This is a genomic window from Shimwellia pseudoproteus (assembly GCF_016415625.1).
Lineage (GTDB): Bacteria > Pseudomonadota > Gammaproteobacteria > Enterobacterales > Enterobacteriaceae > Shimwellia > Shimwellia pseudoproteus.
In genome coordinates, this window is record NZ_WBXP01000013.1 from 59,448 (window position 1) to 73,836 (window position 14,389).

General features: G+C 56.2%; 10 protein-coding genes. 2 read left to right on the forward strand and 8 right to left on the reverse strand.

All coding sequences use genetic code 11. The annotated features are described in order from the left end of the window. Positions 1-16: 16 nt before the first annotated feature. The 8 genes from tldD to csrD all read right to left on the reverse strand — a co-directional run bounded on the left by tldD (position 17) and on the right by csrD (position 12,427). Positions 17-1,465, reverse strand: coding sequence for a metalloprotease TldD (gene tldD / locus F9C28_RS08100; protein ID WP_199014727.1), 1,449 nt, complete (start codon positions 1,463-1,465; stop codon positions 17-19). 137 nt (positions 1,466-1,602) lie between these two features. Continuing rightward, positions 1,603-5,400: an AsmA2 domain-containing protein YhdP gene (gene yhdP, locus F9C28_RS08105; RefSeq protein WP_199014728.1), complete on the reverse strand. Its 3,798-nt coding sequence runs from the start codon at positions 5,398-5,400 to the stop codon at positions 1,603-1,605. 57 nt (positions 5,401-5,457) lie between these two features. Beyond that, positions 5,458-6,927: a ribonuclease G gene (gene rng, locus F9C28_RS08110; protein ID WP_199014729.1), complete on the reverse strand. Its 1,470-nt coding sequence runs from the start codon at positions 6,925-6,927 to the stop codon at positions 5,458-5,460. Further along, positions 6,917-7,510, reverse strand: a complete 594-nt coding sequence (locus F9C28_RS08115; RefSeq protein ID WP_199014748.1) for a Maf family protein — start codon at positions 7,508-7,510, stop codon at positions 6,917-6,919. The genes rng and F9C28_RS08115 overlap by 11 nt, the downstream gene beginning before the upstream one ends. A 12-nt stretch (positions 7,511-7,522) precedes the next feature. After that, entirely contained in the window at positions 7,523-8,011 is a 489-nt protein-coding gene (gene mreD / locus F9C28_RS08120) for a rod shape-determining protein MreD (RefSeq protein ID WP_199014730.1), read from the reverse strand. Beyond that, positions 8,011-9,042 (reverse strand): rod shape-determining protein MreC, encoded by a 1,032-nt coding sequence (mreC, locus tag F9C28_RS08125; protein ID WP_199014731.1) that lies wholly within the window; start codon positions 9,040-9,042, stop codon positions 8,011-8,013. Before mreC ends, mreD begins: the two co-directional genes overlap by 1 nt. Positions 9,043-9,109: 67 nt before the next feature. Next, positions 9,110-10,153 (reverse strand): rod shape-determining protein MreB, encoded by a 1,044-nt coding sequence (gene mreB / locus F9C28_RS08130; protein WP_000913396.1) that lies wholly within the window; start codon positions 10,151-10,153, stop codon positions 9,110-9,112. 333 nt (positions 10,154-10,486) lie between these two features. Next, positions 10,487-12,427, reverse strand: a complete 1,941-nt coding sequence (gene csrD, locus F9C28_RS08135) for an RNase E specificity factor CsrD (protein ID WP_199014732.1) — start codon at positions 12,425-12,427, stop codon at positions 10,487-10,489. Between the two features lie 337 nt (positions 12,428-12,764). Between csrD and msrP the strand changes: the two genes are divergently transcribed. Together msrP and msrQ are read left to right on the forward strand one after the other, a co-directional pair. Then, positions 12,765-13,772: a protein-methionine-sulfoxide reductase catalytic subunit MsrP gene (gene msrP / locus F9C28_RS08140; protein WP_199014733.1), complete on the forward strand. Its 1,008-nt coding sequence runs from the start codon at positions 12,765-12,767 to the stop codon at positions 13,770-13,772. Continuing rightward, positions 13,772-14,380: a protein-methionine-sulfoxide reductase heme-binding subunit MsrQ gene (msrQ, locus tag F9C28_RS08145; protein WP_199014734.1), complete on the forward strand. Its 609-nt coding sequence runs from the start codon at positions 13,772-13,774 to the stop codon at positions 14,378-14,380. The genes msrP and msrQ overlap by 1 nt, the downstream gene beginning before the upstream one ends. The last annotated feature ends 9 nt before the right edge of the window (positions 14,381-14,389 follow it).

A 14,389-nucleotide genomic window follows, 5' to 3' on the forward strand; every position in this document is an offset into this window, starting at 1 on the left:
TCCCGGCTACTGGGTATCAGGCCGTGCCGCCAACCGTGAGGTTGTCCACTTTCAGGGTCGGCTGGCCGACACCAACCGGCACACTTTGCCCTTCTTTACCACACACCCCGACACCGGCGTCGAGACGCAGATCATTACCGACCATGGAGATTTGCTGCATGGTTTCAATACCAGAGCCAATCAGGGTCGCCCCTTTCACCGGGGTGGTCACTTTCCCTTTCTCAATCAGGTAAGCTTCAGAGGTCGAGAAGACAAACTTACCGGAGGTGATATCCACCTGGCCTCCGCCAAAGTTCGGCGCGTAGATGCCATAATCCACCGACTCAATAATCTCCTGCGGCGTTGATTTCCCGGCCAGCATATAGGTATTGGTCATACGCGGCATTGGCAGATGGGCATAAGATTCACGGCGACCGTTACCGGTGGGGTTCAGGCCCATCAAGCGCGCATTCAGCTTGTCCTGCATAAAGCCTTTCAGAATGCCGTTTTCAATCAGCACATTGTATTGCCCCGGTACCCCTTCATCATCAATGGAGAGCGAGCCACGGCGGTCCACCAGGGTGCCATCATCCACCACGGTACAAAGCGCAGAGGCCACCAGCTGCCCCATCTGGCCACTGAACACTGAGGTTCCACGCCGGTTAAAATCACCTTCCAGCCCGTGGCCGACGGCTTCATGCAGCAGTACGCCCGGCCACCCGGCACCCAGCACCACCGGCAGCATTCCCGCCGGGGCCGCTACCGCAGACAGGTTAACCAGCGCCATGCGCACCGCTTCTTTTGCCCAGGCATCAACCCGGGACTCGCCATCATCCTGAGGTTGCAGGAACCATTCATAGCCAAAACGGCCACCGCCACCGCTGGCGCCGCGTTCGCGCTTACCGTCCTGCTCCACCTGCACACTCACCGACAAACGCACCAGCGGGCGAACATCCGCCGCCAGGGTACCGTCAGTTGCCGCCACCAGAATCAGCTCATAGACCCCGCTCAGGCTGGCGGTCACTTCCTGGACCCGGGCATCGGCCCTGCGGGCCACACTGTCAACCCGCTTCAGGATATCCAGCTTCTCTTCCCGGCTCATGCTCTGTAATGGATCAATCGCCGCATACAGCGGGCTGTGCGATACCGCGCCCAGGGTACGGGTTTTACCATCCCCTTGCTCGCGGACAATACTGCGGGCAGCATGGGCACTCTGCTCCAGCGCCAGCAGGCTGATCTGGTCCGCATAGGCGAAGCCGGTTTTCTCGCCGCTTACCGCCCGGATCCCGACCCCTTGATCAATGTTATATGAGCCATCTTTGACAATGCTATCTTCCAGTACCCAGGATTCGTGATAGCTCGACTGGAAATAAAGATCGCCATAATCCAGACGGCGTTCAGACAACTGCCCAAGGATGGTAAAAAGATCCTGATGATTAAGGCCATTCGCAGTCAGTAACTGCTCGCTTACCAGGTTCAGACTCATCGTTTTGCTACTCTTCTGGTGACCACCGCGAGGGTGGTTAAATGGTTTCAGTCCGGCTCTGCCCCCGCATCACACGGGGGCAGGCGAATTAACGGGGATATCTATTGAGATTGCGGTAATTCATCGCCCGCGTCAAATTATTGCTTTTTGGGAACCCGCGGCTGGCGCAGCACTTCGTTCACCTGCGGCTTATCCATCGGCCCGGTTATCCGGTAACGCAGCACGGAGATCTTGCTCCAGATGGGCCCCAGCACCTTGCTGGCAGCAAACACTGCCGCCCCCACTATTGGGTTTATAGCAAAGGCCGTGGCGACCCCCACCGTCGCCGAAATTTCCGGGGCGATCACCGCTTCCATATTCAGCCGACGGTTGACCAGATCCACCGACCCCTGCATGGCGATATCGGCTTCCAGCCCATCCACCAGCGTATCGTCGGTATGCATCACCCCATCTTTGATCCACGAGGTGCTGTGGATCGAGTCAAAATAAAACCCACTGCCAAAGGTATCGCTGAAATCAAACCGCAGCTTACGCAGCAGCGCATCAAAGCTCACTAACCGCAGTAACTGCCCGGTGCGGCCGGTGCCGAGATCGGTAATTACCCCTTTTCCCAGCGCCACTTTCAGTATGCCACTGAGTGAGGAAACCTGCGGACGCCAGGGGGCATCCCGCCAGTGCAGATCGTAATTCACATTAAAAGAGGCATCCTGTACCGGGGAGATCTGGCCAAAGAAGTCCGCCGCGGCATTGAGTTTTTTCCCTTTCAGGATACCTTTCAGGGAGGTGCGCACTTCGCTGGGTTTATTCACCCATTCACCGCTGGCGGTAAGCTGGGCAAAGCCGGTATCAATCAGGCCATTACTCAGGGTCAGCGTCTTATCCTGCACCGCCAGGTCCCCATCAATACGGCCATATTTCTGGCCCCACAGCCAGCACTCTTTACAGCGTAATTGCAGCGCCGGCCAGCGGGAGAAATCAATACTGTGGCTATCCGCCGTAGCAATACCCGGCGCCCCACTGGCAGCGGCCGGCATGGTTGGATTGAAATAGAGATATTTGATGTCCGCTTCCCAGGGGCCAGATTTGCGCATCAGCAGGCTGCCGTTGATTTCACGTCCTTCAGCGCTGACCTGGGTTCCCCCCGGTAACGGCTGGGAAATAAGGCTGATATTTTTCCACTGCTGGCCTCCCATGGTCAGTTGCGGGGTGCGTAAGGTCACCCGCGACGGGAAGACGGTGGTAGAGCTGACGTGATCGGCCGCCCCCTGCTGAAACAGCGCCAGCCACTGCGCGCCATCCAGCGCCGGAAGATTCAGTTCTATCTCACTCTCTCCGGGCAGTGGCGGGGTAGTTTTCGCGTCAGAGGCCAGAATGGCGCTGTCGAGAGTGAGTTTGTTTTTCAGTAACCAGCGGCTGTTAAAACGGTTATTCCCCGCGCTGGCGGTTAAATCAAAATGGTTAAGATCGCCCTTCACCTGCACATTGACCGGCAGCGCATCACCGGCTGATTTCGCCGCCGGGGCCGGTAACTGGCTGGAGAACTGCCGGAGATCGCCATTCAGATCGACACGGTAGCCTGTCCCGCCGCGGTAAGGCAGGTCGATGGCCACCTTCCCTTGCCAGGGAATGCTGCCGCGGACTTTATTCTCTACCTGGCCGGGTAATACCCCCATCCGGGCTGGCTGCCAGTCCCCCTGCAGGTTAACCCCCACGCTGTAAGCACTGGCCCCCTGTTTGGTATTGAAGTCGATCCCCACCGGCTGGTTGAACCAGCTCGCCCGCAGGGGCTGGCTCTGTAAATCACCATTCACAAAACTGAATTTTCCGCTCAGCCCTTTCAGGGTGGTATTAAGCGGTTTGATAAACAACTGGTTATCCCGCAGCGTGACATCCCCTTTGGCGGTGGTCATTGCGCCATCCAGCGGAATATCGAGATTCAGTTTGGCATTCACCCCGCCGGAAAGCTGCAACTGCTCCAGGGTAGCCCCCAGAGAGTCATCCAGCGGCGTTTGCCGGAAATAAGGCCCCACGGCATCCCCCGGGCCGGCGATATCCGCGCTGATCAGCAGCTGATCTTTGTCATAGTGCGGGATGTCGGCAGTCAACCCGCTGGCTTTGACCCCGCCCAGCATCACGGCGTTGGTTTTCATCCATAAACCGTCGTTCACAAAGTCGAGATCAATATCAAAGTGCTGTAACGCGGGCCAGTCCGGCTGGAAGGCAAAGGTGGCATTATGCAGCGGCACCCACACCTGGAACTGGCCCTCATTATGTTTATACGGGAATAAATGCGGGTTACCGCCATAGACCAGGGTGGCGTTATCGGCCTGGCCGCCCTGAATCGCGCCGCTCAGGTAATCCACCAGCGCTTTACCCATCAAGTTTTCCGGGAAATAGCGCCAGGCATTACCGCCATCACTGGTGGCGATCCCCGCCAGAATACTGAGCCAGGGCTGATCATTCTGCGGCTGGCTGTAGCGGAAGTCCCCCGCCGCCCGGACACCGGTCGCCGCGACATCAATATTGCTGCCGTCCAGATACCAGCCATCGGCGTTGTTCTTCCAGCTCAGGGTCGCCTTGCCGTGCTGTATCTCCAGCGGGGCCCGGAATACTCCCTGATACGGCATTTTGGCATTGTCGACCCGGGCGGTGACCTGGCCGTCCTCCACGCTACCCGACAGCGTGCCGGATAAATGCGCCACCCCGGGGATCAGCTGCCACTGCTGCCAGCTCACCCCTTGCCACTGGCCCTGAAAACGGGTTTTAGCGCTGTCTTGCAGGGGGATATCTGCCGCCAGCAGCACGATTTTTCCGCTGGGCTGCATGGCGCGCCAGATAGGACCAATCTGGTCAGAGAATTTTTCACCAAACGGCAGTAATGGCGTGAGATTTTCCAGGTTCAGGTCCCGGGCCCGTACCCGTAATTCACCGTTTTGTGGCTGACCCGCTGCCGGTTTATCGGCGCCTTGCGGTAGCCAGGCCAGCGCCAGGCTGCCGTCTGACCAGGGGGTGTTATCAATCTTGATGCGGGTAGACGGGATGGTCACCTGCCAGCCATTATCAACCTGGGTGATCTCCGCCATTAAGTCGTCCACCACCAGATGGTGGGCGCGATTGTCCCCTTGCCAGCGGGCGCCGCCTTTGCGCAGCCAGACATTACCCCCGGCAATGTCGCCCTTACTGATATTCAACCAGGCAGTCATACTAAAGCTGGCGGCATCAAGGGCGACCTTTTCCTGGGCCCATTTATTGAGCCAGGGTTTTACATCGACGTCATCGGCCTGCATCCAGACCGTGCCGTGGTTGAGCACCCCGCTCTCATCGCGCAGATCCATTCGCACCGACACCAGCCCATGCTGGCCGTTAAAACTGGATAAATTCACCGTCCCTTCCGCACGATGGCGGTTACGGGAGTTGAGCCATGTCAGCTGGGGGATACTCAGCTCGGCGCGCTGGCCTGAGAGGGTAAGAAAACTGAGGGTGCTGTCGCGCAGATCAAAGTGATCGAACTGGTACAAAAACAGATCGCGGAATTTATCCGCCTGCAGGTCGCCGCTATCGCTGTTCTGTGTCAGGGGAGTATTGGTCCGCACATGCAGCTGGTAGAAGGTCAGATCCCGGAATTGCCAGCGCATATGCAGCAGGCTTTGCCAGACATCCAGCGCCAGGGTCACCCGTTTGGCGGACAGGCTTCTGCCATCCTCCATACTGACGGAGATATCGCGGGCATCCAGCGTCGGCCCAAAGCTCCGCCAGTCGGCTTGCAGGGCGCCGACTTTTATCGGCAGCCCAGTATAGGCGTCGACTTTAGCCAATAGCGTGGGGCGCAAGCTATCAAGATGCGGCAACAGCAGGCGAAAGCCGCTCACCACCAGGGCTGCGGCCACCACCAACGATGCGCCTGTGAGTAATAGGATCCCCGGCAGTCGCCTCACGTGTATCTCCTTGTTAGCCGCTGTCGCGGGCCGTAACGTCGTGCAATCTCCGGGGAGTTACATCATGACTACGTCAAACTGCTCCTGGTTATAGAGCGGTTCGATTTGTACTTTCACCTGCTTGCCGACAAATATTTCGACTTCGGCCAGCGCGTGGGACTCCTCGCCTTTCAGCACTTCCGCTACCGACTGAGACGCGTAGACCAGGAAGCGATCGGAATCGTAGGCGTGATGCACGCGCACAATTTCGCGCATGATCTCATAGCATACCGTCTCGACCGTTTTCACCGTACCGCGCCCGTGGCAGGTTGGGCATTCGCTGCATAGCACGTGCTCAATGCTTTCCCGGGTGCGCTTACGGGTCATTTCCACCAGCCCTAACTGCGAAAAGCCACTGATACCGGTTTTTACCCGATCTTTACTCAGCGCCTGCTCCAGGGAGTGCAGCACCCGTCGCCGGTGATCTTCATTGCTCATGTCAATAAAGTCGATAATGATAATCCCCCCAAGGTTACGCAGCCGCAGCTGGCGGGCGATGGCCTGGGTGGCTTCAATATTGGTATTGAAAATGGTGTCATCAAGATTGCGGTGCCCGACGAAAGCACCGGTGTTGATATCAATGGTGGTCATCGCCTCGGTCTGGTCAATAATCAGATAACCGCCGGACTTGAGCTCCACTTTACGCTCCAGCGCACGCTGGATTTCATTTTCAACATCATAAAGATCAAAGATAGGTTGCTGGCCGCTGTAATGCTCAAGTTTCCCCGTCATATCCGGAATATATTCCCCGGTAAACTCCTGGAGCATATCGAAGGTCAAGCGGGAGTCGACCCGGATACGATCCAGTGACGTATCGGCAAAATCGCGCAGTACGCGCTGGGCGAGCGCCAGCTCACCGTACAGCTGATAGCGGGTCTGGTGGCGTTTTTTACGCTCCATCACCTTGGTCCAGACACGTTTCAGGTAGGCCGCATCGGAGGCCAGATCGTCTTCACAGATCCCTTCCGCCGCTGTGCGAATAATAAAACCGCCCTGCTCGTCACAATAGGACGATACCACCGCCTTCAGGCGTTCGCGCTCACTCTCACTTTCAATGCGCTGGGATACCCCTACGTGAGACGCACCGGGCATAAACACCAGGTAGCGGGACGGCAGGGTAATATCCGTGGTCAGGCGCGCCCCTTTGGTACCCAGCGGATCTTTCACCACCTGCACCATCAGATCCTGCCCCTGGCGAACCAGCTCAGAAATGTCCCGCACGGTAAAGTTCTTTTGCTCATCCCCGGCGACACATTCTGTGTGGGGCATGATGTCGGAGGCATGCAAAAACGCGGCTTTATCCAGACCAATATCTACAAATGCCGCCTGCATTCCAGGCAGGACACGACTAACGCGACCTTTGTAGATATTGCCTACAATCCCGCGCCGGGCTTCACGTTCAATGTGAATCTCCTGCAGGATCCCCCCGTCGATATAGGCCACCCTGGTCTCTGAAGGGGTGATATTTACCAGTAATTCAGCTGTCATTTTTACTTCTCCCGTCCCGCAATGCGTCGAACTGTCTCAGCAGCTCCCGGGTTTCCACCAGAGGCAAGCCGACAACAGCGTGGTAACTGCCATGAATTTCCCTGACAAAACAGCCACCGGCCCCCTGGATACCATAGGCACCGGCTTTGTCCAGCGGCTCGCCGCTGGCAACGTAGTGGTGAATATCCTCTGCCGATAACCGGCAAAAGGTCACCGCGGTGGTCACCAGGCAGTGCAGCACCTGCTGGCGATCAGCAATGGCTACCGCCGTCATCACCTGGTGCGTTTGCCCGGATAACTGCCCCAACATCCGGGCAGCGTGCTCAGGATCACGCGGCTTCTCCAGCACCTCACCATTAAGGATAACAATGGTATCCGCTCCCAGCACAGGTAAATCACGTGGTGCCATGACGACACCGGCCCGGGCTTTATCCCGGGCCAGGCGCTGGACATACTGTTCTGGGGTTTCACCGGCCTGGCGCTGCTCTTCAATCCCCGGGACAATTCGCTCGAATTGTATTCCCATCAGGCTGAGCAGCTCCTGGCGCCGCGGGGAACCGGAAGCAAGATAAAGCATGGTTATCATCGACCTTAATTATTGCACGGCAAACTGTTGGCGAATTTTGCGCATCAGTAAGAATATCCAGGGCCAGAGCACACCGTTAACTACACTACTCCAGAACACTTCCGGGCGGAAAGAGACATTAATCACTAAAAACTCTGCCCAGAAAACAATGAGATCGGTAGCCAGTGAGAGTAGCACAACCACCAGCGCCTGCTGCCAGAGCGCCAGATTACGGAACAACTGAAATTTTAACGCCACCAGATAGGCAATAATACTCAGGGACAGTGCCCGGACCCCCAGCGTTGAACCGCTGATCAAATCCAGCACCGCCCCCATAATAAAGCCCATCCCGACGTTAACCCGGTGGGGTAATGCCAGGATCCAGTAGATCAAGATCAGTAATACCCAGTTCGGCCGGTAGACCAACAGGTCGTCCGGCCAGGGCATGACTTGCAGTAACAGGGCAATCAGAAAAGAGAGCCAGATAACCCAGCGACCCTGACTACGATAACTCGCCACTAATTGCCTCCCTGGGCCGCAGGCGCTGCGGCGGGTTGACCATTTGCAGCAGGTGCAGCGGGCACAGGGGTGGTGGTGGTTGCCGGCGCGATACCCGGCGACGGCGGCCCCATGGTGGTCGGCGCAGGCAATACCTGAGGCATCATCTGCATCAGGCGTTCATTGGCCACGCGGTGCACTTCTTCCGGTGTCATTGGGTTGGCGCCGTTACGGTCCGCCCCCCACAACAGCAGCAAATAGCGCAGACGCTGCAAACCCGCCGTCGGGCGAGCCTGAATCACGGTATAGGCGCGCTGAGTATCCAGTTTAACGGAAGAGACTACCGCTACCGGATACCCTTCAGGGAAACGTCCCCCCAGCCCGGAGGTCACCAGGACATCACCTACCCGAATGTCGGTATTCCCCGGCAGGTGTTCCAGCTGTAAATCATCAGTGCATCCGTTACCGGCAGCAATCACACGAATGTCGTTGCGCAGCACCTGAATCGGCAGCGCATGTGTCACATCACAAATCAGCAATACGCGACTGGTCAGTTTGGCGACTGCAACCACCTGCCCGACCACGCCTTTATCACTGATAACCGGCTGTCCTTCATAGACGCCGTTGACGCTACCTTTATCAATAACCACCTGATCACTGTAAGGGTCATTGACGGTAGAGATCACCTGAGTGACCATTTTTTGCTCATCCTGGCGCAAAGGGGAGCCCAACAGTTCGCGCAGACGGGCATTTTCCTGCTTGTACTGGCCCAGCATCAGTAATTCACTGTTTTTCAGGATTAATTCCTGACGCAATGCGCGGTTTTCCAGCTCTATTTGTTGGCGAGAGCCGAGGGTTTGCGACACATTATCCAGTAATTCACGGGGACCATTTGATATAAAATAGAAAGGGCTGACGGCAGTGTCCATGTACGTTCGAATCTGGCTGAACGTACCCAGGCGGCTGTCGGCAATAATGACACCAAGCGCAACCAGCACCGCCAAAATAAGGCGAATCTGTAGCGACGGGCCACGGCTAAAAATGGGCTTCATAGGCTATGCGTATTTCCGGGCCAACAGAACAGGGCAACCCCACGGATTGCCCCTCACCTGCGGCAGATTACTCTTCGCTGAATAAGTCGCCGCCATGCATGTCGATCATTTCAAGCGCTTTACCGCCGCCACGGGCGACGCAGGTCAACGGATCTTCTGCAACCACAACCGGAATACCGGTTTCTTCCATCAGCAGACGGTCCAGGTTACGCAGCAGTGCACCACCACCGGTCAGCACCATACCGCGTTCGGAAATATCAGAAGCCAGCTCCGGCGGGCACTGTTCCAGGGCAACCATCACGGCACTTACGATACCGGTCAGCGGTTCCTGTAATGCTTCGAGGATTTCATTGGAGTTCAGGGTAAAGCCGCGCGGCACCCCTTCAGCCAGGTTACGGCCACGCACTTCGATTTCACGCACTTCATCGCCCGGATAAGCGGAACCGATTTCATGTTTGATGCGTTCTGCGGTGGCTTCACCGATCAGTGAGCCATAATTACGACGCACGTAATTAATGATAGCTTCATCAAAGCGATCGCCGCCGATACGTACAGAAGAAGAGTAAACCACCCCGTTCAGGGAGATCACCGCCACTTCAGTGGTACCACCACCGATATCCACCACCATGGAACCGGTTGCTTCAGAAACCGGCAGGCCAGCACCGATTGCAGCAGCCATCGGCTCTTCAATCAGGAAGACTTCACGGGCACCGGCGCCCTGGGCGGATTCACGAATAGCGCGACGCTCTACCTGGGTTGCACCTACCGGCACACACACCAGTACGCGCGGGCTTGGGCGCATAAAGCTGTTGCTGTGAACCTGTTTGATAAAGTGCTGCAGCATTTTTTCAGTCACGAAGAAATCGGCAATAACGCCGTCTTTCATCGGACGAATAGCCGCGATATTACCCGGAGTACGACCGAGCATCTGTTTCGCATCATGACCAACGGCGGCGACACTTTTCGGTGAGCCGGCACGATCCTGACGAATGGCGACAACAGAAGGCTCATTCAAAACGATGCCTTGTCCTTTTACATAAATCAGGGTATTCGCAGTACCCAGGTCAATGGACAGGTCATTAGAAAACATGCCACGAAATTTTTTCAACATACTAAGGGATAATCCTGAAAGCTGGGGCGGACACAAAATCCGCTTACTTTACCAACCACACGAAGCAGGGACAAGGCGCAAAAATGTTCTGCTGCGGTGAAAAATAGTGCAGTTCGTTTCTGATATTACCGGGTTGTTACATTTCGCGACAACGCATCCCCGGCCGACGCGTGTTCCGACACTTCGGCGCCAAATCGTCCTTAACAAAACCGGGAAGTTAATCAGATAAACCAACTGTCGTATACGTGCTGCGCTATTCCGGCTGGCTCGCAAGTACGTCCCACTCCAGATGCAGCGCGCAACATTCTACGTGAAAACGGCGTAAACAGCAGGTCAAACCGAATATCTTTGCAAATATTTTTTCACGTGGAGATCCAGAGGCATCGATTTAGCAAAAAAATCCCCCTGAGCACCGCTCACTCCACATGACAACAGCGTTTGCCACTCGCCGTTTGTCCGAACACCGGAAGCAAAGACCTGCGTTTTCGTATCATTGCATGCTTCGACAAGACTTTGGACAAAGAGTTTATTTTCCGTGCGCCGATCAATATTTCGGACCAATACGGGATGGAGCTTAACAAACTCAATCCCCAGTTGCTGAATATAGGCACTGCTGACCACGGTCAACCCCGCCTGAGAAACCGCCACCCGGGTCCCCAGCGCTTTGATTAGCCGGACAATACGGTGCAGCCGCTCACTGTGCTGGCTGACATCGGCCTCTTCCAGTTCGAGGATCAGCCGCTGGCGGCGGCTGCGTTCGCACTGCATCAGCGTATCGCGCAGCCAGCCCTGGAAATCATCACGGATCAGCGACTCAACCGAAATGGATACTGCAAAGGTCTCTTCCGGCCAGATAGCCAGCAAAGGCAGCACCCGGGAGATAACCAGGCGATCGTAAGGCTCTGATAAACCAAACTGGCGCACCATCAAAATATATTCGGCGGCAATTACCTCCTGGTCGCCATCCGCAATACGGCACAGAATATCCCGGTGGTGTACATGGCCATCCTGCATGACAGCAGGCTTCTGATAAAACCGCGGACCATTGCTTTGCAGGGTCAGCTCGATAAGCGTCCGCCAGCGCACATTTCCCCGGCCTTTTTCCGGCAGGGAACTGTCATATACCGCCCAGCCATTACCGCCCTGCAAGGCCGCATGGCGCACCGCCTCCCCGGCGTTCTCTATCACCTGCTCCGTTGACTGCCCGCTACGCCAGGCACACACGCCGATGTGCAGCATATTGTCGCGATCAACAATGCGGGTACTGGGCAGCGCATCAATCTGTTTCACCAGTTGCCCGGCAATGCTGTCTGCCTCTTTCAGGGTACGGTGGGGCAATAACACGGCAAAATCGTTGCGGAAATAACGCGCCAGCAGCGCGCCAGGATAACGGGTAATAAAAGAAGCGATCACGTTGACGATGCGGAACATCACCTCTTCGACATCGGCCTCCCCCCAGGAATCACGCAGGACATCGGCATCCGGCAGACGGATCAACATCACCACCCCGTGCATGCCATCCCCTTCGTGATCATCCAGCATGGTCGCCAGCTGATTATCAAAAAACAGCCGGTTACTCAGCCCGGTTTTATCATCCTGCGCCGCATAGCTGCGGATCAGGGTATCGACCCGGTGGCGACGGGCCCCGGCCTCTTGCAGTTCATCCAGTAAACGGTCCAGCGCCAGGCTGGTACGGTACGGCCATTCCATAATGCTGCCGCGGGCTTCTTTACCCCGTTCCCCTCTCAGGATGCGCTCCGCCCGGAGTTCCATCATTTCCTGACCACGCAACTGGCGCTTTACCCAGCGCGAAGAGAAAAACACCACCAGCACCATAAATCCGATGGCGATGGTCAGTGGCCCCATGGTCATTAACGACTGATAGTGTTCAACGGCAGGGTCATGGTAGGTCAGGCGTAACGACATTCCGGGGTGTTTAATCAGCGCCACGGTCATCACCTTATCGCGGGATGCCTTATGGGCCGCATGGTAAGGCGGGATTTGCTGTTTATCGAGGATAACCTGGTCACCGCGCAGCAGTTCAAAACGGGTAATGTCCGACGGGATCATCAATGAGACGCTATACTGGCCGAGCTGTTCTGGTGTCTGGTAGAACAACTGGTTGTCCACCATGGTTGCCACCGCCTGCACCCGCGCGCCGCTTTTGGTCTGCACCGACATATAAAAGCTAAGCGAAGCACCGAACAGCGTCACTATCACTGCCAGCCCGGTTAATACCGCTAAATACGCTGAAAATTTGGTCGTTAATCGCATCCCTGAGATAATTCCGCCTGATTGTTGGATCCCGAAATCATGGTTACCCCCGGTACTGGCGCACCGTGTGGGCAAACGCTGACCACATAGTAAGCACTAACTTTCTTGTTTAGCGGGGGGTCTGCATACTAGCAAACCTACCCGGGATTATCCGTTATTTCTGGTCACAAATGCGCGCAATGTTATCGCCCCATCTCACACTACACTTAGATCAGCACCTCACACTCGCATGATAATTTTAACAAAAATGTGAATATTTGCGCACCAGCACCAGTGGTACGCTGCAAGCCGGTAGTCAGTAGTGCCCGCGGTAATTCCCCCTATTCTGGAGAGTGGTATGCGCAGAAAAAATCACCAACTGAAGGAGACGGATGTCACGGCCGAATCCGTCTTTAACATGGAGCGCCGCCAGGTGCTTAAAGTATTAGGGATCAGTGCGGCCTCCCTGGCCCTGTCATCCCACGCCCAGGCAACAGTACTGGACTGGTTTAAAGGTAATGACCGCCCGAAGGCACCCCCGGGGCAGCCGCTCAGCTTCAGCCAGCCGGCCCAGTGGCAAAATAACCTGGAGAAAACCCCGGAAGACAAAGTCTCAGGCTATAACAATTTCTATGAGTTCGGGCTGGATAAAGCCGACCCGGCGGCCAACGCCGGAGGGCTGATTACCGACCCCTGGAGCCTGAAAATCAGCGGCGAAGTCGCCAAACCGCTGACCCTCGACCATGATGACCTGCTGAAAAAATTCGCCCTTGAGGAGCGTATTTACCGGATGCGCTGCGTTGAAGCCTGGTCAATGGTGGTGCCGTGGATTGGCTTCCCGCTCCATAAGCTGCTGGCGATGGTCGAGCCCACCAGCAACGCCAAATATGTCGCCTTCGAGACGCTCTACCGCCCGGAGCAAATGCCCGGTCAGAAAGACCGCTTCATCGGCGGCGGCCTCAACTATCCTTATGTCGAAGGGCTGCGTATTGATGAGGCCATGCATCCTCTCACCATGATGGTCACCGGGGTGTATGGTAAAACGCTGCCGCCGCAGAACGGGGCGCCCATCCGCCTGATTGTGCCCTGGAAATACGGCTTTAAAGGCATCAAGTCTATTGTCAGTATCAAACTAGTACGTGAGCGCCCACCAACTACCTGGAACCTGTCGGCACCGAATGAGTACGGTTTTTACGCCAATGTGAACCCCCAGGTTAACCATCCGCGCTGGTCCCAGGCCACAGAACGTTTTATCGGCAGCGGCGGTATCCTGGATGTGAAACGTCAACCGACATTACTGTTTAACGGCTACGCTGATGAAGTCGCGTCTTTATATCGCGGCCTCAACCTGCGGGAGAATTTCTGATGCGCCTGACTCGCCGTCATCTGTTCTGGCTAAAAGCCGCCTTGCATCTGGCGGCTTTTTTACCTCTGCTGTGGTTGATCTTTGCCGCCAGCCAGGGGCTATTCAGTGCCGATCCGGCCAAAGATATCCAGCACTTTACCGGCCGCATGGGGCTCAAGTTACTGCTGGCGACCCTGCTGGTCTCGCCACTGGCGAAGCTGACCCACCAGTCACTGCTGATGCAAACCCGCCGTCTGCTGGGGCTCTGGTGTTTTGCCTGGGTGAGTCTGCACTTAATCAGTTATGCGCTACTGGAGCTGGGGATAGAAAATCTGTTACTGCTCGGCCAGGAGATAACCACCCGGCCCTACTTAATACTGGGGGCGATTTGCTGGGTAATATTGCTCGCTCTGGCCATAACCTCGACCCGCGGATCGCAGCGGAAACTCGGAAAACGCTGGCAAACCCTGCATAATGGGGTCTATATTGTCGCTGTTTTGGCCCCGATACATTACTTATGGTCGGTGAAAGTGCTGTCACCACAGCCGCTGGTTTACAGTATCGGCGCGTTTTTACTCCTGACACTGCGCTATAAGAAACTGGCGTTATGGTGGCGAAACCGCCGCTGAAACGTGCAG